29 protein-coding genes are annotated in these 26010 nt (G+C 33.4%); 6 read left to right on the top strand and 23 right to left on the bottom strand.

Annotation, left to right across the window (positions count from 1 at the left end):
* The first annotated feature begins 1 nt into the window (after position 1).
* Complete coding sequence (locus CAV_RS06390; RefSeq protein WP_094325691.1) at positions 2–781, top strand: TSUP family transporter; 780 nt, start codon at positions 2–4, stop codon at positions 779–781.
* On the opposite strand, the gene ychF is transcribed toward CAV_RS06390, so the two are convergent.
* Genes ychF through rpiB form a run of 6 tightly spaced genes read right to left on the bottom strand, consistent with a single transcriptional unit; the run spans position 778 to position 5246 of the window.
* The gene (gene ychF / locus CAV_RS06385) at positions 778–1881 is read right to left on the bottom strand and encodes a redox-regulated ATPase YchF (RefSeq protein WP_094325690.1); all 1104 of its coding nucleotides are present in this window, start codon (positions 1879–1881) and stop codon (positions 778–780) included. The genes CAV_RS06390 and ychF overlap by 4 nt on opposite strands.
* Positions 1878–3329, bottom strand: a complete 1452-nt coding sequence (locus CAV_RS06380) for a leucyl aminopeptidase (RefSeq protein WP_094325689.1) — start codon at positions 3327–3329, stop codon at positions 1878–1880. The genes ychF and CAV_RS06380 overlap by 4 nt, the downstream gene beginning before the upstream one ends.
* On the bottom strand, positions 3326–3928 hold the full coding sequence (locus CAV_RS06375) for a DedA family protein (RefSeq protein ID WP_094325688.1): 603 nt from the start codon (positions 3926–3928) through the stop codon (positions 3326–3328). The genes CAV_RS06380 and CAV_RS06375 overlap by 4 nt, the downstream gene beginning before the upstream one ends.
* A gap of 2 nt (positions 3929–3930) precedes the next feature.
* Positions 3931–4479, bottom strand: a complete 549-nt coding sequence (gene apt / locus CAV_RS06370; protein WP_094325687.1) for an adenine phosphoribosyltransferase — start codon at positions 4477–4479, stop codon at positions 3931–3933.
* Positions 4476–4808: a hypothetical protein gene (locus CAV_RS06365; protein WP_094325686.1), complete on the bottom strand. Its 333-nt coding sequence runs from the start codon at positions 4806–4808 to the stop codon at positions 4476–4478. The genes apt and CAV_RS06365 overlap by 4 nt, the downstream gene beginning before the upstream one ends.
* A 3-nt stretch (positions 4809–4811) precedes the next feature.
* Positions 4812–5246 carry a ribose 5-phosphate isomerase B gene (gene rpiB, locus CAV_RS06360; protein ID WP_094325685.1) on the bottom strand — a complete coding sequence of 145 codons (435 nt, stop codon included), beginning with the start codon at positions 5244–5246 and terminating at the stop codon, positions 4812–4814.
* Positions 5247–5378: 132 nt separating this feature from the next.
* Here rpiB and CAV_RS06355 point away from each other — a divergent pair, with 132 nt between their 5' ends.
* A complete protein-coding gene (locus CAV_RS06355) occupies positions 5379–5933 on the top strand; it encodes a CheB methylesterase domain-containing protein (RefSeq protein WP_094325684.1) in 555 nt (184 codons plus the stop codon).
* Positions 5934–5954: 21 nt separating this feature from the next.
* The gene (locus CAV_RS06350) at positions 5955–6749 is read left to right on the top strand and encodes a CheR family methyltransferase (protein ID WP_094325683.1); all 795 of its coding nucleotides are present in this window, start codon (positions 5955–5957) and stop codon (positions 6747–6749) included.
* On the opposite strand, the gene CAV_RS06345 is transcribed toward CAV_RS06350, so the two are convergent.
* Together CAV_RS06345 and CAV_RS06340 are read right to left on the bottom strand one after the other, a co-directional pair.
* Positions 6746–7927: a type II secretion system F family protein gene (locus CAV_RS06345; protein ID WP_094325682.1), complete on the bottom strand. Its 1182-nt coding sequence runs from the start codon at positions 7925–7927 to the stop codon at positions 6746–6748. The two genes, CAV_RS06350 and CAV_RS06345, sit on opposite strands and share 4 nt — an antisense overlap.
* Positions 7924–9465, bottom strand: coding sequence for a GspE/PulE family protein (locus tag CAV_RS06340; protein ID WP_245807397.1), 1542 nt, complete (start codon positions 9463–9465; stop codon positions 7924–7926). Before CAV_RS06340 ends, CAV_RS06345 begins: the two co-directional genes overlap by 4 nt.
* Positions 9466–9792: 327 nt before the next feature.
* On the opposite strand from CAV_RS06340, the gene plsY reads away from it, so the two are divergent.
* The 3 genes from plsY (at position 9793) to CAV_RS06325 (ending at position 12664) form a co-directional block, all read left to right on the top strand.
* Entirely contained in the window at positions 9793–10416 is a 624-nt protein-coding gene (gene plsY, locus CAV_RS06335; RefSeq protein ID WP_094325808.1) for a glycerol-3-phosphate 1-O-acyltransferase PlsY, read from the top strand.
* Between the two features lie 94 nt (positions 10417–10510).
* Positions 10511–11179, top strand: a complete 669-nt coding sequence (gene hsrA / locus CAV_RS06330; RefSeq protein ID WP_094325681.1) for a homeostatic response regulator transcription factor HsrA — start codon at positions 10511–10513, stop codon at positions 11177–11179.
* Between the two features lie 12 nt (positions 11180–11191).
* Positions 11192–12664, top strand: a complete 1473-nt coding sequence (locus CAV_RS06325; RefSeq protein WP_094325680.1) for a Ppx/GppA phosphatase family protein — start codon at positions 11192–11194, stop codon at positions 12662–12664.
* On the opposite strand, the gene CAV_RS06320 is transcribed toward CAV_RS06325, so the two are convergent.
* The 15 genes from CAV_RS06320 to CAV_RS06250 form a co-directional block, all read right to left on the bottom strand.
* Positions 12657–13439, bottom strand: coding sequence for a hypothetical protein (locus tag CAV_RS06320; RefSeq protein WP_094325679.1), 783 nt, complete (start codon positions 13437–13439; stop codon positions 12657–12659). The genes CAV_RS06325 and CAV_RS06320 overlap by 8 nt on opposite strands.
* The gene (fliN, locus tag CAV_RS06315) at positions 13436–13750 is read right to left on the bottom strand and encodes a flagellar motor switch protein FliN (RefSeq protein ID WP_094325678.1); all 315 of its coding nucleotides are present in this window, start codon (positions 13748–13750) and stop codon (positions 13436–13438) included. Before fliN ends, CAV_RS06320 begins: the two co-directional genes overlap by 4 nt.
* Complete coding sequence (locus tag CAV_RS06310) at positions 13747–14166, bottom strand: hypothetical protein (protein ID WP_094325677.1); 420 nt, start codon at positions 14164–14166, stop codon at positions 13747–13749. Before CAV_RS06310 ends, fliN begins: the two co-directional genes overlap by 4 nt.
* Positions 14167–14222: 56 nt before the next feature.
* Positions 14223–14975, bottom strand: a complete 753-nt coding sequence (gene trpA / locus CAV_RS06305; protein WP_094325676.1) for a tryptophan synthase subunit alpha — start codon at positions 14973–14975, stop codon at positions 14223–14225.
* A complete protein-coding gene (trpB, locus tag CAV_RS06300) occupies positions 14968–16146 on the bottom strand; it encodes a tryptophan synthase subunit beta (RefSeq protein ID WP_094325675.1) in 1179 nt (392 codons plus the stop codon). The genes trpA and trpB overlap by 8 nt, the downstream gene beginning before the upstream one ends.
* Positions 16139–16738 carry a phosphoribosylanthranilate isomerase gene (locus tag CAV_RS06295; RefSeq protein ID WP_094325674.1) on the bottom strand — a complete coding sequence of 200 codons (600 nt, stop codon included), beginning with the start codon at positions 16736–16738 and terminating at the stop codon, positions 16139–16141. The genes trpB and CAV_RS06295 overlap by 8 nt, the downstream gene beginning before the upstream one ends.
* Complete coding sequence (gene trpD / locus CAV_RS06290) at positions 16728–18341, bottom strand: anthranilate phosphoribosyltransferase (protein ID WP_094325673.1); 1614 nt, start codon at positions 18339–18341, stop codon at positions 16728–16730. The genes CAV_RS06295 and trpD overlap by 11 nt, the downstream gene beginning before the upstream one ends.
* Positions 18325–19578 (bottom strand): anthranilate synthase component I family protein, encoded by a 1254-nt coding sequence (locus CAV_RS06285; protein WP_094325672.1) that lies wholly within the window; start codon positions 19576–19578, stop codon positions 18325–18327. Before CAV_RS06285 ends, trpD begins: the two co-directional genes overlap by 17 nt.
* Positions 19579–19749: 171 nt before the next feature.
* Positions 19750–20514: a flagellin modification protein PtmA gene (gene ptmA, locus CAV_RS06280; protein WP_094325671.1), complete on the bottom strand. Its 765-nt coding sequence runs from the start codon at positions 20512–20514 to the stop codon at positions 19750–19752.
* Positions 20514–21224, bottom strand: a complete 711-nt coding sequence (locus CAV_RS06275) for an acylneuraminate cytidylyltransferase family protein (protein WP_094325670.1) — start codon at positions 21222–21224, stop codon at positions 20514–20516. Before CAV_RS06275 ends, ptmA begins: the two co-directional genes overlap by 1 nt.
* Positions 21217–22125 carry a Gfo/Idh/MocA family protein gene (locus CAV_RS06270; protein WP_094325669.1) on the bottom strand — a complete coding sequence of 303 codons (909 nt, stop codon included), beginning with the start codon at positions 22123–22125 and terminating at the stop codon, positions 21217–21219. Before CAV_RS06270 ends, CAV_RS06275 begins: the two co-directional genes overlap by 8 nt.
* Entirely contained in the window at positions 22122–23159 is a 1038-nt protein-coding gene (locus CAV_RS06265) for a nucleotidyltransferase family protein (protein WP_094325668.1), read from the bottom strand. The genes CAV_RS06270 and CAV_RS06265 overlap by 4 nt, the downstream gene beginning before the upstream one ends.
* Positions 23141–24307, bottom strand: a complete 1167-nt coding sequence (neuC, locus tag CAV_RS06260; protein WP_094325667.1) for a UDP-N-acetylglucosamine 2-epimerase — start codon at positions 24305–24307, stop codon at positions 23141–23143. Before neuC ends, CAV_RS06265 begins: the two co-directional genes overlap by 19 nt.
* Complete coding sequence (neuB, locus tag CAV_RS06255; protein ID WP_094325666.1) at positions 24298–25296, bottom strand: N-acetylneuraminate synthase; 999 nt, start codon at positions 25294–25296, stop codon at positions 24298–24300. The genes neuC and neuB overlap by 10 nt, the downstream gene beginning before the upstream one ends.
* Positions 25293–25964, bottom strand: a complete 672-nt coding sequence (locus CAV_RS06250; RefSeq protein WP_094752842.1) for a class I SAM-dependent methyltransferase — start codon at positions 25962–25964, stop codon at positions 25293–25295. Before CAV_RS06250 ends, neuB begins: the two co-directional genes overlap by 4 nt.
* Between the last annotated feature and the right edge of the window lie 46 nt (positions 25965–26010).

The following is a 26010-nucleotide window of genomic DNA, read 5'->3' as shown; positions in this document are numbered from 1 at the left end:
AATGGATATAACAAATTTCGAACTTGAGACTATTTATTATTTTATCTTATTTTTTATAGCAATACTTGCCGCCTTTATAGACTCCATAGTTGGCGGCGGCGGACTTATAACTCTGCCAGCACTTATGGCAAGTGGAATTCCATCTCACTTAGCCCTTTCTACAAATAAACTTCAAAGCGTTTTTGGTTCTTTTACAGCAAGTGCTAGTTATTTTAAGTCAAGAAGCATGCCTCATTTGGCTTGGGGTGTGTTTTTTACGGGTCTTGGAGCTGGTCTTGGAGCTTATACTGTTTTGCTTATAAATGATAAGCATTTAAAATTAATCATTTTGATTTTGCTTACCATAACCTTTCTTTACACGGTTTTAAAACCTAGTTTGGGCAAAAAAGCATCCAAGCCAAAGATGAAAAACATCAAACTTTTTCACATCTTATGTGGCACTAGTATAGGTTTTTATGATGGATTTTTGGGGCCTGGAACCGGCTCTTTTTTGATTTTTGCTTGTGTGCTTTTGCTAGGATATGATATGAAAAGGGCTAGTATTAATACTAAAATTTTAAATTTTTCAAGCAATGTAGTGTCTTTGGCCGTATTTTTGTGGCATTATGAGGTCATGTTTTTACTTGGTGTTGTGATGGGGTGTGGTCAAATAATAGGTGCATTTGTCGGAGCTAAATTAGTGCTAAAAACCAACACAAAATTCATTAAAATACTTTTTATAGTGGTTGTTGGTGCTACGATAGCAAAGGTTTCTTACGATTATTTTAAAAGCTTTTTTTAGACATTAAATCTAAAGTGCATGACATCGCCGTCTTTTACAACATAGTCCTTGCCCTCAAGCCTTAATTTGCCGGCTTCTTTAGCCTTTGCCTCGCCGCCATAAGTTATAAAATCATCATAGCTTATAACCTCAGCCTTTATAAAACCTTTTTCAAAGTCATTATGTATCACGCTTGCAGCCTTTGGTGCCTTGTATCCATTTTTTATAGTCCAAGACCTTACTTCTACTTCTCCGGCTGTGAAATAGCTTATCAGCCCTAACTTAGCAAAACATACTCTAATGATTTGCTCCAAGCCGCTTTTTTCAGCACCCAAAGACAGCAACAACTCATTTGCCTCCTCATCACTCAAAGCTATCATCTCTTCTTCTATCCTAGCACAGAGCTTTATTATCTCACTGTTTGTTTTCTTAGCGTATTCTTTTAATGCCTTTACAAAATCATTATCTTGTATCAAGTGAGCCTCATCTACATTAGCACCATAAATAACTTCCTTTGCAGAAAGCAGTCTAAGCTCCTTAAATAAAGCCTTGCAATACGGATTTTCTCTTTCATCAAAGCTGTTTGCACTTAAATTTTGATTTAAATGCTCTAGCAGTTTTTGTGCTATTTCTAGGCTTTCTTTTGCTCCCTTTGTGTTTGCCTTTGCTTCTTTGCTTAGCTTTTCTATCTTTTTGCTAAGTTGTTCTATATCTGCTAAGATTAGTTCTGTATTTATTATTTCTATATCTCTTATAGGGTCTACTGTTCCTTCTACATGGCTTATATTCTCATCTTCAAAGCATCTTACTATATGTAAAATTGCCTCGGTTTCTCTTATGTTTGAAAGAAATTTATTTCCAAGGCCTTCCCCCTTGCTAGCTCCTTTTACAAGCCCCGCAATATCCACAAATTCGATTAAAGAATACATGATTTTTTGTGGTTTTACTATCTTTGCTAATTTCTTAAGCCTATGATCAGGAACCGGCACAAGTGCTTTATTTGGCTCTATGGTGCAAAAGGGGTAGTTTGCACTCTCAGCGTTTTGCGCCCTAGTTAGTGCGTTAAAGGTAGTTGATTTACCAACATTTGGTAAGCCTACTATGCCTACTGCTAAGCTCATTTTTCTTTCCTTAATAAGCTTATAACAAAATTCACGCACATTCTAAGACCAGCTGCACTTGCTCCAAAACTATGATAAGACCAAGCTTTTTCCACATACGCAGGCCCTGCTATATCAAGGTGTAGCCATTTGTCTTTAAATTCTTTTCTTATGAATTTTTCAAGAAATAAGCCAGCGGTTATCGCTCCTCCGTATCTGCTTGAGCTAGTGTTGCTAACATCTGCTATGTTTGATTTTATAAGTTCTTTTAAGTATGGGTTGAAATGAAGCACTGTCGCGTATTCTCCGCTTTTCTTACTGCTTTCATAAAAGTCATTTTGTAATTTTTCATTATTTCCCATAATTCCTGTAGTGTATTCTCCAAGTCCTACTACGCAAGCTCCGGTTAGGGTTGCTAAGTCTATTAAAATATCAGGTTTTAAATCTTGCGCATAAGATAAACAATCAGCCAAAACCAATCTTCCCTCAGCGTCGGTGTTTCTAACCTCTATGCTTACACCCTCTCTAGAGATTAAAACATCATCCGGTTTGTAAGCATCGCCTCCTATCATATTTTCGGTAGCTCCTATTATAGAATGCACTTCTATTTCTAATCCCAGCTCACTAATCGCCTTTATAATACCCATAGCAGCTGCACCACCGCTTTTGTCATATTTCATAGTAAGCATATAATCAGCAGGTTTTAAGCTAAGGCCACCGCTATCATAAGTTAATCCTTTGCCTACAAAAACCACCCTTTTTTTGGCATTTTTAGGCTTATAGCTTAAGTGTATCAGCCTTGGAGGATGTACAGACGCACGGTTAACGGCTAAAAAGGCATTCATTTTTTCTTTTTCTAAAAATTTTTCATCATGAATTTTACAAGTAATGTTTTTATCTTTTTTTGCTAAATTTTTAGCATCCTCGGCCATTTTTAAAGGAGTGTAATTTTGAGGTATATCATTCACAATATCCTTTGTAAAAGCACAAGCTAAGGCTAAAATTTCACCTCTTTCAAGACCAATTTTTGCTTCATTTGCACTGAAATTTTTGTTATTTATCTCACTGCTTGAGATGATGAGTTTTAAATCCTTGCTATCCTTTTTTTCGCTTTTGTATTTGTTAAATTCATAAGAGGCAAATAAAAAGCCCTCAGCCATAGCAACAAAGCTTTTAACAACACACTCATGTAATATACAAGGACTTTTGATACTTTTTATGTTTAGCTTGCTAGCAAATTTAAATGCGTCGCTAAAGGCCAATCTAATGCTCTCGTAATCAAGCTCCTTAAGCTCCACATATAAAATTTTATTTTCTATATCAAGGCAAGTTCCTTCGCCTTTATACTGCGTGAAGTCAAATACCGCCTTTGATTTGCTAAATTTTTTTATATTTTTATTAACTACAAAAACAAGTTCTAAATCAGCCTTTATTTGTTCTATCTTTTTTGTGCTAAATTCTATTTTCATTGATGTGTCCTTTTTTTAAGAATGGATTTTTCAAGTTGTTTGAAAGCAAAAATCACCAAACATAAGAATGATACTATAATCAAGGCAGCGTAATACCAATGCTCTCCAGCCCAAGCCACAAAACTCCATATAGTTTCACCAAAATACCAAGCCAAAAGTATGGTTATAGCAGCCCAAATCCAAGCAGATATTAAATTTACAATAGCAAATTTTTTCGCACTGTAACGAGTTATGCCTATGCTCATGGGAATTACGGTTCTAAAGCCATACATGTATCTTTGTATGAAAATTATAGGCCAACCAAATTTTTGCAAGAGCAGGTGAGCAACCGCAAATTTGCGTCTTTGTTTTTTTAGCTTTTTTTGTATGTATTTTTTGTTGTATCTGCCTATGTAAAAATAAATTTGATCTCCTACAAAGCCGCCAAGCCCGGCTACAAAGATGATTAAAGCTAAATTTACATGTCCTTCGTGTGCAAAAATTCCGCCAAGTATAAGTGCTAATTCTCCTTCAAGGGTGCACCAAAGAAATATTATAATGTAGGCTAAATCCTTGTAATCATATAGTATAGTTTTTAGTGTTTCTTCTAAACCAAACATGGCTAAAACTCTAAAATACTATATACAGAGGTGAACTCTTGTAGTTTTTTTGCTCCAGATAAATCCTTTAAATTTATCAAAAAACAAGCTTCAACGCAGTTTGCACCTGTTTTTTGTATGAGTTTATAGGCTGCTAGAGCGGTTCCTCCGGTTGCGATTAAATCATCTACTAGTAAAATTTTTGCGTCTTTTTTACCTAAAAAAGCGTCTTTGTGAATTTCTATCCTATCCTTGCCGTATTCTAAATCATACTCTTCAAAAAATGTCTCAAAAGGCAGTTTGTTAGGCTTTCTAATGGGCACAAAAGGAAGTTTAAGTTTAGCACAAAGCATAGAAGCAAATATAAAACCTCTGCTTTCTATGCCGACAACAAAGTCTAAATTTGCGTTTTCATAATACTTACTTAAGTGTTCTAGCAAGAAAGAAAGTGCCTTTTTATCATTAAGTAAGGTTGTTATGTCTCTAAAAACTATGCCTTTTTTAGGAAAGTCTAAAACGGTTCTTATCGAATTTTCTAGATATTTTTTTTCTTCATCTTTTAACTTCATCATAGCAATGCCTCTATTTTTGCTTCTAATTCTTTTATTTTGCGTCTTAGTTTGTCGTTTTCTAAACGGTACTGTGAATTTCTAGTTCTAAGAGAGGTAAGGTCGTTTTTTATCTTGCTTAGTTCCTCTGTTAAAATATCTATATTTCCAAGGCTTCGTTGTAATTGAACTTGTAGTTTTCTAATTACAATTTCTGTATCATCAAGATTATTTTTTACAAAGTCTTTTGAAATTCTTTCTTTATTTAGCAAGGTCTTGTAGTAAAGCAACATAACAGTAAGATAAAGACACAAACAAATTAAAAATGTTAAAACCATCCAGTTTGCAAACATACTCTAGCACACCTCTATTTTTTCAATTCTTTTTTTATGTCTTCCGCCATCAAAGTCGGTATTTATAAAATTTGTAACTATGTCTATGGCTAAATCAGTGCCTAATAATCTTCCGCCAAGTGCTAAGACATTTGCATCATTATGTTTTCTAGCTAATTTTGCACTTAGGCTTTCATTGCAAAGGGCACATCTTATATTTTTATGTCTGTTTGCACCTATGCTTATGCCTATTCCAGAGCCACATATTAAAATTCCAAAGCTGTTGCTGTCTATTTTGGAAGCCAATAAATGTGCATAATCTGCGTAATCACAGCTTTTGTCATTGTAAGCACCGAGATCTTCATAAGATATAGCATTGTTTTTAAAATACGCGCAAAGCTCATTTTTAAGCTTGTATCCCCCATGGTCACTTGCTATGTAAATTTTATCTCTTAACATCAAAATCCTTATGAAAATCGAAATTGTATTGTAATATAAAAATGTAAATTTTTTGTCTTTACTACATCTTTTTATAAAAAAAATGCTAAAATGCCAAAACCCACTTTTTAATAAATCCAAAGGATTAATTTAATGAAGATTGTTTTAGTAGGTTCTTCAACAGGCGGACCAAACCAACTTAAATATTTATTTACTGATTTGAAGATAGAAAATTACTGCGTTGTCATAGCTCAACATATGAGTGCATCTTTTATACCTTCTTTTGTCAGACAGTTTAATCAAGAGTCTTTAAACACTGTTGTTTTAGCATCTGATAAAGAAAAATTAGAATTAGGCAAAATTTATATCTTGCAGCAAAATTCAGTTTTGGACGGTTCGTTAAATATCACTATAAACTTTAGCGAGCAAGTTACCACCTTTAAACCAAATGTAAATTTGCTCTTTAACTCAGCTATTCAAATATCAAAAACCAATGAAATTTTAGCCATACTGTTGACAGGAATGGGCGATGATGGGGCACAGGGCTTGTTTGATTTGTATAAAAATGGAGTTAAGTGCTTTTGTGAGAGTGAAGAAGATAGCGTTGTGTATGGTATGCCAAAAAGGGCTAAGGAGCTAAATCCTAACTTAAAGCAAAGTAGCTTGTTTGAGATAAAAAATGAGCTTATAAAATTTGCTTCGCATTAATTAAATTTAGAAAGATGAAAATTGAATCAAGAGATTAATTTTACAGATGAAGAATTAACTAGCTTTATAAGGTTGATGAATGAGCTTAGCGGCAATGACTTAAGCGAGAAAAAAGCTGCTTTGTCGGTTAAGCTAAAAAGCTTTTTAAAAGATTACACTCAAGTATCTAACTTTAAAGAGTTTTTGCTTCGTCTTCAGTATGATAAAAAATTAAGGCAAGATACCATCGACTTTATCACCGTTAATGAGACATATTTTTATAGAGAACTTTCGCAGCTAAAAGAGGCTTTGTACTATCTTAAGTCTTTGGATAGAAAGGTAAATATTTTATGCGCTCCTTGTTCTAGCGGAGAAGAGGTTTATACTCTAGCCTTGCTTGCTATTTCAAATTTCACCAAGGATAGTTTGCAAATTTTAGGCATAGATATTAATAGCAAAGCCATACAAAAGGCTAAGGAAGCTGTCTATCAAGGCAGAAGCTTGCATAGACTTAGTGAGGGTGAGAAAAGTAGGTATTTTCAAAAAGATGGCAACACTTATACTCTTAAGACAAGCGAGCTTTGTAGGTGCCGTTTTGAGTTGTGCAATGTTTTTGATAAGAAATTTTTAGAGCTTGGCAAATTTGATGTGATTTTTTCAAGAAATATGATGATTTATTTTGATTATGAGTCAAGGCTGAAATTTGTGGAAAATTTGCATAAGGTGGCAAATTCTGAGTGTAGGCTTTATATAGGAAATGCTGATTTGATGCCTGATACTGAGTATTGGAGCAAGGTATTTATGCCAAGGGGCGGAACTTATTACATAAAAAACTAGAAATTTGAGATATTATTTAACTCCCACATAGGCAAGAATATCGCAAGTGCTAAAAATAAAAGCAAACTCGCCACAAAAAAGGTCATGATAGGCTCTATCAGTGTGAGTAGTACAGCTATCATGCTATCTGCCTTATCCTCATAATAAAACGATATATTCTTGCTAAGTTCGTCTAATTTTGCACTTTGCATGGCTATGCTTATCATGCTAAGACTTATCCCATCATAAAGCTTAATTTTTGCAAAGGCTTTTTCTAGGCTTAATCCTTGTCGTACAAATTTAATCAACTCATCTATCTTTCTTGCTAAGAATTTATTTTCATAGCTTGTTTTTGCCAAAGTTAAGGCCTTTACAAGTTCTATTTTATTTTCATTTAAAAGGGAAAAAACAAAGAAAAATTGCGAACTTTGTGTGTAAAATATCAGCTTTGAAAGTATTGGAATTTTCATTATTATTTTATCTATCAGATAAGAAAAAGTGTTATTTGTCTTATAAAGTATGATTAGCGCAAAAAGCGTGATAAGAGGCACAGCGATAAATAATATATAAAATTTTTCAAGCAGCTCATAAGAACTTAAAAACACTCTTGTAAGCAAGGGCAAAGATACATTAAATTCATCAAATAAACTCTTAAATTGCGGAATTACAAAAAGCATTACCAAAAAAAAGGCTAGTATTAAAACAAGAAACACAAAGCAAGGATACGCTAAAGCTTTTTTTAGTTTTTTTGAATTTTCAATCTTTTTTTGCCTTAGTTCGCTTAGTTTCTCAAAAACTAGGCTGAGTTCGCCTGTGTGTTGTGCTATCTCAATCAAACTAAGCTCTGTGTTGCTGAATTTAAAGCCGCTATTTTTGAAGGCTGTGTGTAAATTTTGTGCGCTATTTACTAGCTTTGTTAGTTTTTGCAAAAAAGGTTTTAAGCTCTTTGTGGAATTTTTCTCAAGCTCTGTTAAAGCTACTTGTAAGCTTATATTAGAGGATAATAAAATGGCTAATTCCTTAAAAAAGACAAGCAAATCATAATCTTTTAATTTCTGCTTGAAGCTAAAATACTGCACTTCCTCTATCCTAGCTACTTGCAAAGACTTTTTAAAGGCCAGCTCGCTAGCTTTTAGCTTGCTGCTTGCATTGATTATAAGTTCATCGCCATTTTTAAGCGTTATTTTGTATCTTTTCACCCTAAAACCCTGTGAATTTCATCTAGGCTACTAATGCCCAAAGAGGCCTTTTTAAGCGCATTTTCAAACATGGTTTCAAAGTTATTTTTTCTAGCTTGTTTTAAAATTTCATCCTTTGAGGCATTAAGTCTTATAAGCTCTGAAATTTCATCATCTATAAATAAAAACTCACTCACAAGCTCTCTGCCAGCGTATCCTGTATAATTACACCTTTTGCACGATGAGGCCTTGTAAAATTCATCATCTTCATTTTTTATTTTACAGTGCTTACAAAGCTTTCTTATAAGTCTTTGCGCTATGACAACTTTTAATGCGCTTGATAAAAGATAATGCGGGGCTTTCATGTCTATCATTCTTGTAATGGCTGATATAGCATCATTTGTGTGTAGCGTGCTAAAGACTAAATGTCCTGTTAATGAAGCTTTTAAGGCTATGTCAAGGCTTTGCTCGTCTCTTATCTCACCTATCATTATCACATCTGGGTCTTGTCTTAAGATGGCTCTTAAGGCATTATTAAAACTTAGTCCTATTTTTTCGTTAAGAACAATTTGCTGAACCATGTCTAAGCGGTATTCTATGGGATCTTCTGCGCTAATTATCTTTTTATTTTCGTCTTTTATTTCATTTAAACTAGCATATAAACTTGTGCTTTTTCCAGAGCCCGTAGGACCTGTTAGGAGTATTAAGCCGTGGGGTAGGGCGATGCTTTTTTTATATTTTTCAAGATTTATTTTGTTGAAATTTAACTCATCTAGATTAAGCACCGTTTCTTTTCTTTCTAAAATTCTAAGCACAACTGTTTCACCGTATAAAATCGGCAGCGAAGAGAAACGAAAGTCATATTCACAAGCTCTTATTTTCATAGAAAAGCTAGAATCCTGTGCCTTTCTTTGCTCGGCCACATTTAAATTTGCTAGCAGTTTTATGTAAAAAATAAGGGCATTATAAATTTCATACTCAAATTTCAAAAATACCGTTAAAAGCCCGTCTATCCTAAACCTTACAAGACCTTCGCTTGAATTTATTTCAAAATGTATATCGCTTGCTTTTAGTCTAACCGCCTCGTTAAGTATAAGTTCAAACAGCTTTGACACAGCACTTTGTTCTTTGTGGCTCTTATTTTTTAATTCCTCTTTTAACTCAAAACACAAATTTTGTATCTTATCTTTTAGCAAATACTCATCTATAAGAAAGCTTATTTGAGACGGGTGGGCTATGTGTATTTTTAGTATTTTTTCTTTTAGACACTGCCCAATTCTATCTAAAAATGAAAAAGGCACTGTGTAAGCAGTGGCTATGTGATAGTGCTTTTCATCGTCTTTAAAGAGTATGAAATTTTTATCATTTAGCAGTGACATAGGCAGTTTTTGCATTAAATTTAGGTTGATATTTTCACTATCTAAGTCTATAAAGTCTAAATTCTTGTATTTTGCAAAGCTTTTTAAGAATTTTATTTCGTCTATATTTTGAATTTTTTGTATTTCTTTTAAGCTTTTTTTATCATCATAAATTTCAAAAAGTTTTTCATCATAAATCATTTAAAATCTTTTCATATTTTTTTGCTTAATTATACAAAAAAGTGTCTATTTTTGTTAAGTAAGCATTAAGAGGTTTTTGGCTAGAATGTTTTTATTTGGGTTGGATTTATGCAAAATTATTTATTATTTTTTATCGGATTTATTGTATCACTTGTTATAGCTTTTATACCGGCTTTTCACGAGGCGGCCTTTGTATCACATATACTTTATGGAGTGTTTGCTGCCTTTGTGTTTTATTACTGTACTTTTAAAAAGCTTGATTTTAATGATAATAAATTATACCTTGCTTGCTTTTTGTATTTTCTAGCTACCTTTGCCTTTGCTGATATGCTAAGTTTTGGAGGCATAAATTTACTTCTTTATATCTGCGTTTATTTGTTTTCTTCTATACCATTTGGCTTTGTTTTGGCCAAGGTCTTTGCTGATGTGGACATAAAGACTTTAGGAAGCAATAGCATAGGTGCTACCAATGTTTTAAGAGTGGTTAAGGAAAAGGATAAAGCTTTGGCAAAAAAGCTAGCTTTTGCTACATTTGCTTTGGACTTTTTGAAGGCATTTTTGCCTATATTATGTGCTAAATTTGCCGGTTTTGATGATAATGTTTTATGGAGTATAGGGGTTTTTGCTGTTGTGGGGCATTGTTTTTCATTTTATCTTTCTTTAGAGGGAGGCAAGGGCGTTGCAACCGGTGCAGGTGTAATGGCTGTGCTTTTACCTTTGGAGCTTTTGATTGCTCTTTGTGTTTGGTTTGTGTGCATAAAATTATTTAAAATTTCGTCTTTAGCGTCTTTGCTAGCAGCACTTGTTTTTATCACCAGCTCTTTCATCATACATTATGATATGAGTATAAACACGCACGCACCGGTTATACTAATCTGCCTTATAGTCTTTTATAAACATATACCAAATATAAAAAGAATGATTTTTAAAGAAGAAAATAAATTCGTATAATTATCTCTTAAAATTTTTTTAAACTTTTTTAAATATTTACTTAAACTATGCTATGATTAATTAATTAAAACTTAAGCAAATGATGAGGCTACAAATGAGAATTTTAGTTATTGAAGATGATATTTCTCTTAACAAGTCTATAGTAAGCAGTCTTGGCGAATTGGGTTATCAGACTGATACTTCAGAAAATTTTAAAGATGGTGAGTATTATATAGGCGTAAGGCATTATGACCTGGTTATTGTAAGTTGGAATTTGCCAGATGGCGACGGTGTTGACATAATAAATGCCATTAAACAAAAATCACCTAGAACAGCCGTAATTATCACTTCGGCAAATAATTCTATAGAAGATGAGATTAAAGCTTTAAAAGCCGGTGCTGATGATTATGTAAGAAAGGACACGAATTTTGATGTTCTTTTGGTTAGGATAGAAATAAGACTTAGAATGGGTGGCTCAAATGTCATAACCATAAATGACCTTACTATAAATCCAGACGAAGAAAAGATTAGCTACAAGGGTCAGGATATAGAGCTAAAGGGCAAGCCTTTTGAGGTTTTGGCACACTTAGCAAGGCATTCAGACCAAATAGTTTCAAAAGAACAGCTCTTAGATGCGATTTGGGAGGAACCAGAGCTAGTAACGCCTAATGTAATCGAGGTTGCGATAAATCAGATTAGACAAAAGATGGATAAACCTCTTAATATTTCCACAATAGAAACAGTTCGCAGAAGGGGATATCGTTTTTGTTATCCTAAAAAATAACTAAGAAGTTTTATGGCTAAAAGAACTGCTGTTGTTGATTTAGGCTCGAATTCTGTTAGATTAGTTATTTTTGAAAAAACTTCTAGGTTCGCCTTTCATATATTTGCTGAATATAAAAGAAAGGTTAGGCTAGGAGAAAACGCCTACAATAATAATAAAATTTTGCAAGAAGAGTCTATGCAAAGGACTGAAAACACTCTTGCATACTTCAAAGATATGGCTTTTAAGCATAAATGTGCTAAGATGCTTATAGTTGGCACTTCAGCCTTAAGAGACGCTCCAAATTCTGCTGATTTTATTAAAAGAATTAAAAACAACTTGGGCTTAAACATAAAATGTATAGATGGCAAGAGGGAATCTTATTTGGGCGGTCTTGCAGCCTTAAATTTGATGAGCAATATTAAAAACGCTACCACTCTTGATATAGGCGGCGGTTCAAGCGAGCTTTGTTTGATTAGAAATTCAAAGATAGAAGACTGTATCTCCCTTGATATAGGCACCGTAAGACTTAAAGAATTGTTTTATGATACAAATAAAATGCAAGAATTGCACGCTTTTTTAAATGATACCATTAAATTAATACCAAAGCATTTTAAAAACGATACTTTAATAGCTATAGGCGGAAGTTTGCGGGCTATTTCAAGCTCTATTATGCAAAAAAACTCTTATCCTTTGAAGGTTTTACATGAATTTAAGTATAGCTTGGCGGATGAAAAATCTCACATAAAAAAGATTATAGATACAGATTTTAACTCCTTGTCAGATTATGGCATTAAAAAAGAACGTTTTGATACTATCAAAGAGGGAGCCTTGATTTTCTTAAACATCGCACAGGCTTTGAATGTCAAGGATGTGCTTACTAGCGGGGTTGGAGTTAGAGAGGGCGTTTATCTTAATGATATCTTGCCGCCTACAAAGAAATTTCCACATAATTTTAATCCTAGCGTAAGGTCTTTGCAAGATAGATTTTTAAATAAAAATGACAAGACTAATATACACATATACTGTGCCAAAATTTTTGATAAATTATCCTCCTTGCATGGCCTAAGCCCCTCTTATAAAAATTTGCTTATAAATGCTGCTAAGTTGTGTAATATAGGCTCGTATTTGAGTTTTTATTTTGCAAATGAGCATAGTACTTATTTTATACTAAATGCGCTTAATTACAATTTCTCTCATGAGGAAAAAACTTTAATTGCTATATTAATCAAACTTTCAGGCAAAAAAATAAGCCCTTTTTTGCTAGAGGAGTATAAGGAATTGCTGCCAGATGTTAATATCATATCTTGGTTAAATTTTATGCTAGCTACGGCTAGATTGCTATCTAAAAACTACAGCAACAAAGAAAGAGTTGAATTTGAATACAAAAACAATGTCCTTTATATTTACTCAAAAGCATATATAGACATAGCAAAGGATGAGTTTAAAAAGCTAGCCCTGCCAAATACAAGCATAGTTATAGTTTTAAATCAAAAGCCTAATTAGTTTTCTTGTTTAGTAAATTTTGAAGTCTTTTTTTATTTTCCTCAAAAAAGGCGTCAAAAGACCTTTCTTTTGACTCTTTCTTTTGTGTTGTGCTTTCTTCTGCTAATTCTTCTTTTTCTAAAATTAGATTTGAATTTCCTATTATCATGGTGTATCTTTTGTTTTCATACTCTAAAACTATAAATTGATTGCTTCTATCAAGAGGCCTTTGAAAAATTACCTTAAACCCGGCAAAATTTGGAGTTCCCTTTAACAAGTAGTATTTTTTAAACCACCACAAAGCAATTAAAATAGCTAGCAAGATAAACAAAACTATCATATAATTTGTAAGATCTACACCATCTAGGCTTGAATTTTTAGTCGCAACCGTTGTATTTGCTTCATTTATCAAATTTAGAGGGGTAGAGCTTGTTAGGTTTGCACCCTTGGGGATTATCCTAATTCTAAGACCTATTTTGTTGTTTATGTTAGCGAAATTTATGTCTACGCTTTCTTTTGTTTCAAGCATTATTGAGGTTTTATTTTTTTGGGGGCTTAGTAAAATTTTTTTAACAAGATTAGAGTTTAACTCCCTGGTTTCTTCTTTTTTGCTGCTTACTCCATCTAGGTTGATTAAGACTATACCTTGTTTTATATCTTGAGTGATATTGCCGCTATAAGCAGCATCAAATGATAGCATTATATCAACCCTATCTTGCCTATCATATACATTGTAGTTTAGTAAATTTACTCCAAAAAGTGGCAAGCAAATAAAGAGTGGGAGCAAAAATTTCATTGTAATTCTTTTTTAAAATACTGAAGCACTGTTTTAGAATCTAAAATTTCATTGATACGAATGGCCAGGTTTCTTTCATAAACCATAACTTCGCCCTTGCCAAAGATCCTTTTGTTGATATATAGCTCAACGCTTTCTCCGGCAGGCTTTTCAAGGTCTATAACAGAACCCACATCAAGTTGTAATAAATCATGAACACTCATGCTAGTCATACCAAGTTCGCTAACAAAATCAACTGTTATGTCTAGTATATCATCATAGGTTTCTAAAAGACCTACATGCTCTCCGTATTCGTTTAGTTGTTCGCTCATGCTTTTTTATAACCGATTCTAAAATTACACCCTTGCATACTGTAAGTAAATTCCTCATCTAGCTTAAAATTAGCAAAATCAACCCTACCAAGATACTCAGGAATTCCAAGCGAGTACTCTTTTTTATTTTCGTTTAGTTTAACCTTTGCGTAGCCTATAATTTCATTTGCACATTCTTTAGCTAGGTCGCAAAAATCATCCTCTTTAAATACAGCATTTTTAAGAAAAATTTGTCTAAATTTCTCAAAAACTTCTTTTGGGAAAAAGAGGTAAAATTCATAATCCCCCTCACTTTCGCTGCTAAGTACGATAGATGAGCCGTAAAGTTCCCCGCTGATGTTATCATCTTTTGTTATTTTTTCTTTCAAAATGTCTTCGAAAAAATGCTTTATTGATTTTTCTATGTTGCTAAGCATTTTTACACTCCTTATGCTTTTGTTTTAATTATATTAAATACAAAATTAACTATATATTAATTGCTGGCAAAAAGTTTAGAACTTGTTTGTAAAATTTTATCCAAATCATTATCCTTAAAGCTTTCTACCATGGCCGTTCCTATTATCACCCCATCGCATATTTTTCTTAGTTCTTTCACATCCTCATTTGTTTTTACGCCAAAGCCCACAAAAACGGGCAAATTTGTAAATTCTTTTATGTCTTTTACTAATTTTTCAATCACAGCAAGCTCAGATTTCACACCGCCTGTTATGCCTATGCTAGCGACAGCATAAACAAAGCCTGAGGCCCTTGTTAAAATTTTTTCAATCCTTGCCTTTGGGGTGGTAAGACTTATAAGAGGTATTAGAGCTATGCCATTTTTCACACATTCTTTGAACAAATCCTCATTCTCCTCATAAACAAGCTCTGGCACAATCAAACCTTTTATATTAAGTTCTTTTGCTCTTTTTACAAATTTTTTTATGCCGTATGAAAATATTAGATTGTAATAAACTAAAAAAACTAAGGCTTTTTTTGTTTTGATTTTTTCTAAGCTTGTGAAAATTTTTTCTATATCAGCACCGCCTTCTAAGGCTTTGAGTGCTGCTTCGCTTATGATTTTACCATCAGAGATTGGGTCTGAGTAGGGTATGCCTATTTCTAGTATATCAATATCGCTTTCATCAAGTTTGTTTAAAAAATCCTCGCAAAGCTTGAAATTTGGATACGCCATAACCATGTAAGCCACATTTGCCTTATCTTTGTAAAAAGCTTTAAAATCAACCATAAATTTTTCCTTTCTCATAGCTTAATATGCTTTGCATATCTTTATCTCCTCTGCCTGAAATATTTACCACGATTGTATTTTTTTTATCTAGCTTAGGGCATAGTTTTTCTAAGTATGCAAGAGCGTGTGCGCTTTCAATCGCAGGGATAATTCCTTCTAGTCTTGATACAAGTTTTAAGGCGTTTATACACTCATCATCCGTAACGCCGTAGTATTTTACTCTTTTACTTTTGTGCAAATATGCATGCAAGGGTCCTACTCCTGGGTAGTCAAGCCCAGCTGATATGCTGTGTACGGGCAAAATGTTTCCAAATTCATCTTGCAAAACCATGGTTTTCATGCCGTGTATTATGCCTACTTTGCCTTTACTTAAGGTGGCTGCGTGATAAGGTGTATTTACGCCAAGTCCGGCTGCTTCAACTCCTATTAGTTTCACGCTCTTATCTTTTAAAAAGTCGTAAAAAATTCCTATAGCGTTGCTTCCTCCGCCAACACAGGCTATTATATAATCAGCTTTTTTCCCAAGTTGCTTTAACTGCTTTTTTGTTTCCTTGCCAATTACCCTTTGAAAATGCGTTACAATTTGCGGGTAAGGATAAGGACCAACTGCTGAGCCTATGATATAAAAGGTATCCTCAATCTCATTAATCCAAGCTTGTATGGCAGCTGTGGTGGCTTCTTTTAGGGTTTTTAAGCCATTTGTAATGGAATTTACCTTAGCACCAAGTAAGCTAATTTTTTCTACATTTAAAGCCTGCCTTTTTATATCAAGCTCGCCCATATAAATTTCGCATTCTAAGCCCAAAAGTGCTGCAGCGGTAGCTGTTGCAAGGCCGTGTTGTCCTGCACCTGTTTCAGCTATAACCTTTTTCTTGCCCATTTTTTTAGCCAGCAAAGCTTGAGCTATGGCATTGTTGATTTTATGAGCACCTGTGTGGTTTAAATCCTCTCTTTTAAAATATATGTCTTGCTTGTAGTATTTGCTTAAATTTTTAGCATAATAAAGCGGGGTTTTTCTTCCAACATAAGTTTTTAGTAAATTTTTTAATTCTTTTTTAAATTCCTTATCAAAAGCTATGCTGTGAAATGCTTTTTCAAGTTCTTTAAGCGCGAATATTCCTGTTTCTGGGACAAACTGACCTCCAAATTCTCCGTAATATCTCTTAGACATTTTTCACCTCCGCTAGTATTTTTTCTATAAGTTTACAATCTTTTAGCATTTTCTCATTCTCAACTTTTGAGTTAATATCTAAAATTTTAGCCCCGGTTTTTAAGGCCTCTTTTATATTGTCAAGCCCTATGCCACCGGCTAAAACAAAGTCTTTATCATAATTTTTTAAAACAGACCAATCAAAGCTAAAGCCGTTTCCACCTTTTTTATCACCCTTTGTATCAAAAAGTAACAAATCATAAGCACAGTTTTCATCTATAACTAGCTTATCTTTTAGGCTAAAAACCTGCCAAACCTCAGTATTAAATTCTTTAAGTTTTAGATACAAGTTTTGGCTGATTTTTTTATATATCTGCGCTACATCTAAGCCGATTTTTTTTACACACTCAGTTATAAATTCATCGCTTTCATCCACGAAAACTCCAACCGTTTTTTTGCCGTGCTCTTTGGATATTTTTGCTAAAGCTGTGGCTAAATTTAAATCAACCTGTCTTTTACTAGGAGCAAAGATAAAGCCTGTATATGCGATGTCAAGCTTGCACAAGTGCCTTAAATTTTCCTCGTTTTTTATCCCACAAATTTTAATTTGCATTTATAGAACTTACTTTTTCTTGATATTTAGTAAAGTACTCTAAGACCTTGCCGCTGTAAATTGCATCCAAAATCATCTCCTTTGCTACTAAAGGGTTGCTTACCTTTTGTGTCGCATATAGTGCAAACATGGCATTTAGCACGACTATATCAAATTTTGCACCACTTATCTTGCCTTCTAAGGTGTCAAGTAAAATTCTAGCGTTTTCTTTAGCGTTGCCACCTTTGATTTCATAATGCATAGCTCTTTTAAAGCCAAATTGTTCGGGGCTTATGGTGTAGGAGCTAATTTCTCCTTCGTTTAACTCATAAATTTTTGTATCATCGCATATGCTAATCTCATCCATTCCGTCATTTCCGCGAACTACGAGCGCTTTTTTTCTGCCAAGTTGCTTAAGAACTTTTATAAGCAGCTCATGAACCGGTGCGTGATAATTGCCCACTAGTTGATATTTTAGTTTTAAATTTGGGTGAAGCAAGGGACCTAAAACATTAAAAACAGTTCTAACTCCTAATCTTTGCCGGATTTCTTTTATCTCTCCTACTAAAGAATGAAAATGTGGGGCGTGGAAAAAGGACAAACCCGTTTCATCTAAAAGCTTTTTTTGCTTTAAAATGCTAGATGTGCTGTGTATATTTAAAGCTTCTAGCACATCGCTGCTTCCGCTTGAACTTGATATGGCCTTGTTTCCGTGTTTAGCCACCTTAACTCCAAGTGCGGCAAGTATAAAAGCTGCGCTTGTAGAGACATTTATACTCTTAAAGCCATCGCCTCCTGTGCCTACTATATCTATCATATCGCTTTCATCACTAAAGGTTTGAGAATACTTAAGTACGGATTTTACAAGAGAAGAAAGAGAATTTTCATCCAAGGATTTTTCAGTAATTAGCACAAGCAAGGCACTAAGCTGCAAGGGCTCGTAATCTTTGCTTGCTATGAGTTTGCATATTAGCTCAAAATCCTTACTTTGCAGTTTTTCATTATCTTGCATTTTGTTTATAAAATAAGCTAAATTTTGCTTTTTTTCTTTTGTCTCATCTTTTTTGAGGGCTAAGAAATTTTCAAAAATTTTTAGTCCATACTCACTAAAATAACTTTCTGGATGAAACTGTATGCCAAAATACGGCAAGTGCTTGTGCTTAATAGCCATTATACACCCATCTTCACTTCTTGCTAAAACGGTGAAATTTTCATTAGCTTCTTTCACATACAAAGAATGATACCTCATCACCTCAAAGTTTTTTGGTAAATTTTTAAAGATTAGTCCCTCATCTAGGACATCTATGCTTGAGGTAATGGCGTGTTTAGGCTCTTTTAATCTTGAAATTTCGCAGTCAAAACAAAAGGCTAAAGCTTGATGTCCAAGACAAATTCCAAGGGTTGGAATTTCAAGTTTTGCTTTAAATATATCAAGGCAAATTCCGCTGTCTTTTGGGTGCTTTGGGCCTGGGCTTAGGATGATAAAATCAGGATTTAATTTTTTTATATACTCTATATCGCAAGCGTCATTTCTTAGAACTTTTATTTCACCTTTATACACGGTTTCAAGCATTGTTTTTATGTTAAAAACAAAGGAATCGTAATTATCAATTAGCACTATCATTTTTTTCCTTTAAAAGTTCAAAACTATGTATAAGACTTTGTCTTTTAGCCTTTATTTCGTCATATTCTGCGTTAATATCGCTTTTATGCACCACGCCAGCACCGCTTCTTATGTAAGCCTTATCCTTTGTAAAAAATGCAGAGCGTATCAAGATAGCTAAAAGCACATCCTCGTTAAATCTTAAAAAGCCAACAGCACCTCCATATACTCCTCTATTTGAGTCCTCAAGTTCATTAATGATTTCTAAAGCTCTTATTTTGGGAGCTCCACTTAAGGTTCCTGCCGGAAAGACCGATGAAATAGCGTCAAAAATACTCGCATCTTGTTTTAATCTAGCATAAACAGAGCTTACTATATGCATAACAAATCTATAACTTACTATACTAAAGGCATTTTCTACCCTTGTTTTTTCTCCAAATTTTGATATATCATTTCTTGCTAAATCAACCAGCATTCTGTGTTCGCAAAGTTCTTTTTCATCGCTTAAAAGCTCTTTTTCTAGCTTTTGAATGTCTGAATTTTCATCAAGTCTTCTTGTGCCAGCTATCGGTGCTACGAATAATTCTTTATTTTTTATGCTTAAGACAAGTTCAGGAGATGAGCCAAGAACCACGCCGTATTTGCTTGGGAAGTAAAACATATAAGCGCTAGCATTTTGTGTACTTAAAATTTCGTAATACTCAAAGCTATTTACATTATGCCTTACACATAATTCTTTGCTTAAAACTACCTGAAAAACATCCCCGCTTAAAAAATACTCCCTTGCTTTTGCAAGCATGGTTTTAAATTCTTTTTCCTCTTTGTTTAAATCGCTTGTGATTTCGAATTCACAAGGCCTTTTTTGCTCTTTAAAATCATCTTTTAAAAAAGAAAAATACTTTTCATCTCCAAATTTAAAATACATCTTGCTAGTTTTTTCATAAAGCAAATATGCCTTAGCATTGGCAAATAAAAATAAGGGAAAATCATAGCTTTTTTTCTTGCAGGGCTCTAGTTTTTCAAACAAAGATATAAAATCAAAGGAAAAAACCCCAAAAAAACCGGCCAAATCAAAGTCGTGATCCTTGGCACAACACTCATAAAATAAGGACTTAAATTCGCTAAAATCCATCTCATTTGAATCAAGATAAGTAGCGTCAATGCCTATTATAACCTTATCCTTATCCTCTGCGAGATAAGAATTCTCGTATCTTTGTATAATTTGTTTATAATAAAAATGTGCGTTTTTACTTAGCATAAAATAACCTTTGTATTAAATTTTTATTTTTGATGAGAAAGATTATTTACGCCACAGATAAAAGGAATTGAAGAAATTTGAAGATAAAAAGGAAAAGAGTTCAACAATAAAGCCCATTCTCGTCCTTTCTAAAAATTTATTTAGTTTAGCTTGATTTTTTTTAAAAGCAACTTAAAGAGACCAGCCATCATCCACCACCAAGCTTTGTCCCCTTATATAAAGACTTAAATCACTTAGCAAAAATACTATAAGACCACACACATCATCGGCCTCAAGCATGCCTTTTGAAGCGCAGCATGCTCTATAAGCTTGTAAAAAATTCTCATTTTGCTTATCAAGTATGCCTCCGCTTACAACGGTATTTACTCTTATATTTGTATTAAATAACTCTTTTGCGAGCCAAACTCCAAGATGGTTTATTCCAGCTTTGATGACGCTGTATTCAAGCGAGCTTTGCATATTTGTATTTTTATAATTTTCAAATTTAGGTGCAAAAGAGCCCATAATAGAGCTTAAATTTATGATATTTCCATAGCCTTGCTTCTTGAAAAACTTAACCGCTTCTTGCGAGGCTAAGATAAAAGAACCAAGATGTATGTTTAGCTGGGCACAAATTTCTTCATATTCTAGCTCATAATAAGGCTTTGTTTTTATCTTGGCCAAAGGATATGTGGCATTTACGAAAGCATCCACTTGACCAAAGCTATTTTTAGTGCTTTCAAAGGCTTCATTAATGCTTTTTTTAGAGGTGCTATCAAGCACTACAAAGGCTGTTTTGTCTTTGAAGTCCTTAAATTCCTTGCTTAGCTCAGCTAATCTTTTTTCATTAATGTCAGCTAAAACCACAGTGGCATTGTATTTTAAAGCCATTTTGCTCAGTGCCAAACCTATGCGGCCGCAAGCTCCTGCTATTAAGATTACTTTTTTACTAAGCATTAAAAATCCTTAATTTTTAAATTTTTCTCACTTATAAGCATGCTTACTATTTTAAAATCAAGCTCATCGTCTATATCAAAAGCACTTGTTTTATCCATGAGATAAAGGGCTGTGTGCTTGCCAAAAACTACATCCGTTTTCATAAGTCTTGCCCTTGTAAATATATAAATGCTAGCATTCATATCATACACAGGCGGCGCGTCTTGTCTTCTTCGAAAAGAACTTCTTTTGCACAAAACTACGGACTTGTCATCTTTTACTTCAACCATGTTAAAATAAGGATTTTTCCTAGCTTCGCAAGCTGTGATTAGATTTTCTTTTTTTTCTTTTATAAAAAGTTCGTAAGCTTTTACAATGTCCGTGCTTGTTCTAAGCGGTGCTGTCGCGTCTAAGTCCACTACATAGTCAAATTTTTTTCCATAATGCTTTTCGCTTCTTAGCAAACAGTCCCTTATCACAGGCACTTTAGCGGCCGTATCGCTGGATAGTTTTGCCTCTCTTTTGAAAAATACCTCAGCACCGTGTTTTTTAGCCACAGCTGCTATTTCATCGCTATCTGTGCTTACAACTATATGTTTAAAAAGCTTTGAGTTTTTGGCTTGATAAATACTATAAGCTATTAATTCTAAGCCATTTATAAGCCTTATATTTTTGTTTTTTACCCCTTTGCTGCCGCCTCTAGCGCAAATGCTGCACAAAATTTCAGCCATTTTTCACCTTATCAGTAAGCCTAAGTATTTGCAATCCCTCATCTAAGCTGCAAATATTTTTATCATTTTTAAGTATGGCTTTGTGCAATAAGCAAAGATTTTTAATGGTACTATTTTTAAATTCAATCTTTTTAACCTTGCCGCTTTTTTTGTAAATTTTGATGTAGTTTTTGTTTAAATCAGCCTTGAAGCTTCGTTTTTCCGTGCATATGTTTATGGTTCTTGAGTTCTTTTTAGAAAAATAATCAAGATTTATAAAAACCTTTTCTTCATTTTTGCCTTTAAGTGCTAAGAAAGCAAAATCATCGCTACTTATGTCAAGTTCTGAAATTTTTTCATTTTGAGAGTATAAAAGTTCTAAATCCTTAAACAAATACTGTGCTAAGTCAAGTTCGTGTGATAAGTCTAGCAAAACGCCGCCGCCAAGCTCTTTTTTAGCACTGTAATTTTGCGTGTAATCTAGCTCTCTCCAATTAGGCAGATAAGAATTGCAAACAAAATTTGCAAAATACGGCTTTTCATAGCTTAAAAGTTTTTTCAAAGCCTTTATCACAGGGTGAAATCTAAGCAAGTATGCAACATAAATTTTATTATTTTGCGAGGCTTTGAAATCCTTATATGTCTCAAATAAAGGCTTTTCAACCAAGATTGTTTTGTTTTTTAAGTTTTTATCCAAAAAACTAAGCGTGTCAAAGTGCATAACTGTTATGTTTGATATTATAAAAAGTTCGAAATTTTCTAAATTTATATCGCTTAAGTCGCTGTGAATTTTGATTTTGTGATTTTTAAATTTATCTTTTTTAAAGCTCTTAGAACAAATTTCTACATCATAACCTAGCTTTTTAAGTGCTATAAAATGCTTTTTGCCTATGCTGCCAAAACCTATAATCAGTGCTTTCATAATATCAACTCCTCATTTGCTTTTTTATACTCACTAAGCCTTCCTATATCTATCCAATAATCGTTTATGGTGTATGTGCAAATTTTTTCTTTATTTGCTAGGGCTATTTTGATTAAATCAGGCATATCAAGGTATTCATCTTTTTTGATATACTGTAAAATTTTATTTTCAAGAACATAAATTCCAGCCGCTATGTCAAAGCTTTGCATAGGTTTTTCTTTTATATCCGTTAGGATTGATTTTTTACTGTAAATAACACCATAAGGAATTTGATGAGAAAACTGTCTAAGACAAACAGTCATAGAGGCCTTGCTTTTTTTATGTGCGTTTAAAAGCTCTGTGAAATCAAGATCTGTGAGTATATCAGCATTCATAACTATGAAGCTTTTATTTGGCACATCTTCTATCAGGCTTAAAGCCCCTGCCGTACCAAGCTTTTTTCTCTCTCTTATGTAATCTATCTTAACATCAAAAGATGAGCCGTCTTTAAAATAATTTTCTATGATTTTTCTTTTGTAATTTACACACATGATAAATTCGGCAAAGCCTTGATTTCTAAGCCTTTGTATGATGGTGTGTAAAATTGGCTTTTTACCAACCTTTAACATGGGTTTTGGAGTGGTATTTGTAAGAGGAGCTAGTCTAGTTCCAAGCCCGCCAGCCATTAAAATTACTTTATTAGCCAGTCTTTTTTTATTAAGAATTTGTGCTATTGATTTTATGCCTAGTATTTTTTTGTTCTTATCTAACACAGGAAAATCGTATATATCGGTTTTTGAACTAAGTTCTAAGAGCTTTTTTTCGCTTGTGTTAGCACTTATTGTAAGTGCGTTTTTTGTGTAAATTTCTTTTATATCATCATTTAGTTTTTTGCCATTTATTAGTGCTTTTCTTATGTTTGAATCGCTAATTACTCCTAAAAATTTATCATCATCATCAACGATAAGGCCAAGCCTTACCCTTTCATTTCCTATGATTTTTAAGGCTTGTTTTATGCTTGAGTTTTCTTTTAGCTTTATTCTTTCAAGGTCCATTTTAAGTCCACAAAATTTTTATATAAAATTGTATCTAAATTTACATTTTTTAGCACGGTTTTTATTTGATAACTTGTGTCTTTGTGGAAAAATGGATTTTCAAAGGATTTTAAAGAAAGTTTAAATTCTTTTGACATGGCCTTTTTGTAGGCTTTTTCAAGTTCTGTGATTTCACAATCTATAATGTTTGCCGCTCTTAACCTGCCCGCTTGCCTTAAGCCTATATTTATGCACGGTGTCTTAAAAAAAGGGCTTTCAAGTATGCCGCTTGAGCTGTTGCCAAGCACTATATCAGCTATTTTCATAAGGCTTAGGTATCTTAAGGAGCCAAGATTATCAAAAAGCTTCGCATTTTTATGTTTTTGTGTAAATTTTGCAATTATTTTATTTATAAGAATTCCATTTTCATCAGCATTTGCCTTGGTAAAAATCAAGCTTGTATCTTTTTGTTTTTCTAAAAAGGCTAGTAAAAGCTCTAAATCCCTTTTGGTATCCTTTAAATTTAAGGTTTGTGGGTGATAAGTGATTAAAAAAATCCTTTTTTCGAAGCTAAGTTTTAGCTCTTTTTTAAGCTCTTCTTTGCTTAAAAAATTCATTCTAGCTATGTTTTCAGCTCCTAAACTTCCAACAGTAAAAACCCTATCTTCTTGCTCTCCTAATTGCAAAACCCTCTTTTTGTATGTATTTGTGCTTACAAAGTGCAAGGAAGCCATTTTGCTTATACTATGCCTTATACTATCATCTATGGCTCCAAGTGTAAGTTCTCCACCGCAAATATGAACTATGGGAATTCGCATAAGCAAAGCAGCGCTAGCAACTCCTAGCATTTCGTATCTATCGCCTAAGATTACTACTATATCGGGCTTAAATTTAGCAAAAACCTTACTAAATTTAGATATAGCCTTACTTAAGCTTTTGCAAAGTGCAAGTGCGTCATTTTTTTTGCTTAGAATTTTTATCTTTTTGCTTATCTTAAATTCTTTTTGAATTTCTTTATAAGTTAGGCCAAAATCCTTGCTTAAATGCGTCCCGCTTACAAAAAGCTGCAAGCTTAAATCCTCATCTTTTTCTATCTCATAACAAAGATTTTTAAGCAAATACCACTCGGCCCTAGTTGCACTTACAACAGCTATTTTTCTCATATAAATTCATCTTTTTTGTAGTTTTTTAGGGCTTTTTTGCCTATATATTCATCATATCTTATAGCGCTAATGCCGTTTGCAGGCCTTTTTGTGCCTAAATTTTCCTCACTTAAAATTTCGCCTTTTTTTATATCTTTTAAGGCTACAAGGCTTTTTCTAGCTATTTTCGCGTTTTCTTTTTCGCTTTTGTTAATTCTTTTTATGCCGTCTCCTAAAGCCATTTCAATTTCTCTTATGCCCTTAATCATAGCCCTTAACTCGCAAGGCTCTAAGGAAGCTTTGTGGTCTGGTCCTTGCATAGATTTATCAAGTGTAAAATGCTTTTCTATAACCAAAGCACCCAAAGCCGCAGCCCCAAGGGCTACTGATATACCTTGCGTGTGGTCTGAGTAGCCAACATCTAGCTTAAAGGCCTCTTTTAAGGTGAGCATGGCCTTTAAATTTGCGTCTTTAAACGGCGTTGGGTACTGGGTGTTGCAGTGAAGTAGGGTGATGTTTTTTCTTTTAGTTCCGTATTTATAAAGTATGTCTAAGGCTTCTTGAATTTGTGCTAAATTAGACATTCCGGTTGACATAAATACCTTTTTATTAAGTTTTGCTATTGCTTTTAGGTATGGTAAATTCGTGATTTCTCCGCTTGGAATTTTAAAAATTTCAAGCCCCAGTTCATTTAAAAGTTCTATGTTTTTTAAATCAAAAGCAGTCGAAAGGAAGTTAATGCCGCATTTTTCACATTCTTTTATAAGCTCTATATGAGCCTTTTTATCTAGCTCTAGCTTTTTAAGCATGTCGTATTGGCTTTGCTTTGTTTTTGTGTTTTTTTCTTGATAGCTTGCTTGTTTTGCGTCTTTTGTAACTATATCTTCGGTGTCAAAGCTTTGAAATTTAACATAATCAGCACCCGCATATGCCGCTTCTTGTACCAATTTTTTAGCCAAGTTTAAATCTCCGTTGTGATTAACCCCAGCCTCTGCTATGATTGTAATTTTTTTCATTTTTTACCTATGTATATGAAATGATGAGCGCTTCCCTCAAACTCTTTTAAATTAAAGCTGTCATATTCTCCCATAAATAGCTTTTTAAAAGGCTTAAACATCTCTTGCAAATCCTCAAAATTATCCACAAAATTTATAAAAGATTTTTCGTTTAACCTACCTTTTAAGCTCACCTCCCAAAGCCCACTTTTGCTGTCGTAGTTTTTTGCTTCTTTAAAATAGTAATTTTTCTTACTCATCATAGTAGCAAAGATAATGCAGTCTTTGTGTGCTAAATCATAAAATTCATTTATGCAGTCTTTAAAACTTTGTTTTGGAAGATAATAAAGGCTTTGATTTGCAAAGATTAGATTAAAACTTACCTTAAATTTGTCCTTAAAACTTTCATTTGCATTTATAAAATGAAATGCCCCCCCCCCCGTATTTGCCTCATAGCTTTGCTTTAAGCTTTTTACTATATCAATGCCAAAGCATTCATAACCCTTGCTTTTAAAATAAGCTGAGTGAGTTCCAGTGCCACAACCAAAATCAAGCAAATTTCCTGCCTTAGCATTTAGCTTGTATCTTAATATCCTTTCATAAAAACGTATGATGTGTCCGTCAGGATATCTTAAACCGTAGTCTTTTTTTTCGTATTTTTCCTTATATGTGTCTTGAGAATTTAGCATTTTTTTACCTTTAAAATTTAATTAGGGTGTTTTTCATAAATATTTT

Source organism: Campylobacter avium LMG 24591 (assembly GCF_002238335.1).
GTDB lineage: Bacteria > Campylobacterota > Campylobacteria > Campylobacterales > Campylobacteraceae > Campylobacter_D > Campylobacter_D avium.
The sequence above is the reverse complement of the archived record's forward strand: the minus strand, read 5'-3'. Positions and strand labels throughout refer to the sequence as shown.

Bases quoted from the DNA above. Each gene is read 5' to 3' on its own strand.
- CAV_RS06320 (WP_094325679.1), bottom strand. From the start codon at position 13,439: ATGAAATTTTTGCTCCCACTCTTTATTTGCTTGCCACTTTTTGGAGTA.
- CAV_RS06270 (WP_094325669.1), bottom strand. From the start codon at position 22,125: ATGAAAGCACTGATTATAGGTTTTGGCAGCATAGGCAAAAAGCATTTT.
- CAV_RS06375 (WP_094325688.1), bottom strand. From the start codon at position 3,928: ATGTTTGGTTTAGAAGAAACACTAAAAACTATACTATATGATTACAAG.
- CAV_RS06380 (WP_094325689.1), bottom strand. From the start codon at position 3,329: ATGAAAATAGAATTTAGCACAAAAAAGATAGAACAAATAAAGGCTGAT.
- CAV_RS06390 (WP_094325691.1), top strand. From the start codon at position 2: ATGGATATAACAAATTTCGAACTTGAGACTATTTATTATTTTATCTTA.
- plsY (WP_094325808.1), top strand. From the start codon at position 9,793: ATGCTAAGTTTTGGAGGCATAAATTTACTTCTTTATATCTGCGTTTAT.
- CAV_RS06325 (WP_094325680.1), top strand. From the start codon at position 11,192: ATGGCTAAAAGAACTGCTGTTGTTGATTTAGGCTCGAATTCTGTTAGA.
- CAV_RS06365 (WP_094325686.1), bottom strand. From the start codon at position 4,808: ATGTTTGCAAACTGGATGGTTTTAACATTTTTAATTTGTTTGTGTCTT.
- CAV_RS06275 (WP_094325670.1), bottom strand. From the start codon at position 21,224: ATGGCTGAAATTTTGTGCAGCATTTGCGCTAGAGGCGGCAGCAAAGGG.
- hsrA (WP_094325681.1), top strand. From the start codon at position 10,511: ATGAGAATTTTAGTTATTGAAGATGATATTTCTCTTAACAAGTCTATA.
- rpiB (WP_094325685.1), bottom strand. From the start codon at position 5,246: ATGTTAAGAGATAAAATTTACATAGCAAGTGACCATGGGGGATACAAG.
- CAV_RS06355 (WP_094325684.1), top strand. From the start codon at position 5,379: ATGAAGATTGTTTTAGTAGGTTCTTCAACAGGCGGACCAAACCAACTT.
- trpB (WP_094325675.1), bottom strand. From the start codon at position 16,146: ATGTCTAAGAGATATTACGGAGAATTTGGAGGTCAGTTTGTCCCAGAA.
- trpA (WP_094325676.1), bottom strand. From the start codon at position 14,975: ATGGTTGATTTTAAAGCTTTTTACAAAGATAAGGCAAATGTGGCTTAC.
- CAV_RS06265 (WP_094325668.1), bottom strand. From the start codon at position 23,159: ATGGACCTTGAAAGAATAAAGCTAAAAGAAAACTCAAGCATAAAACAA.
- CAV_RS06250 (WP_094752842.1), bottom strand. From the start codon at position 25,964: ATGCTAAATTCTCAAGACACATATAAGGAAAAATACGAAAAAAAAGAC.
- trpD (WP_094325673.1), bottom strand. From the start codon at position 18,341: ATGATAGTGCTAATTGATAATTACGATTCCTTTGTTTTTAACATAAAA.
- ptmA (WP_094325671.1), bottom strand. From the start codon at position 20,514: ATGCTTAGTAAAAAAGTAATCTTAATAGCAGGAGCTTGCGGCCGCATA.
- fliN (WP_094325678.1), bottom strand. From the start codon at position 13,750: ATGAGCGAACAACTAAACGAATACGGAGAGCATGTAGGTCTTTTAGAA.
- CAV_RS06295 (WP_094325674.1), bottom strand. From the start codon at position 16,738: ATGCAAATTAAAATTTGTGGGATAAAAAACGAGGAAAATTTAAGGCAC.
- neuB (WP_094325666.1), bottom strand. From the start codon at position 25,296: ATGAAAAAAATTACAATCATAGCAGAGGCTGGGGTTAATCACAACGGA.
- ychF (WP_094325690.1), bottom strand. From the start codon at position 1,881: ATGAGCTTAGCAGTAGGCATAGTAGGCTTACCAAATGTTGGTAAATCA.
- CAV_RS06340 (WP_245807397.1), bottom strand. From the start codon at position 9,465: ATGATTTATGATGAAAAACTTTTTGAAATTTATGATGATAAAAAAAGC.
- apt (WP_094325687.1), bottom strand. From the start codon at position 4,479: ATGATGAAGTTAAAAGATGAAGAAAAAAAATATCTAGAAAATTCGATA.
- CAV_RS06285 (WP_094325672.1), bottom strand. From the start codon at position 19,578: ATGCTAAGTAAAAACGCACATTTTTATTATAAACAAATTATACAAAGA.
- CAV_RS06310 (WP_094325677.1), bottom strand. From the start codon at position 14,166: ATGCTTAGCAACATAGAAAAATCAATAAAGCATTTTTTCGAAGACATT.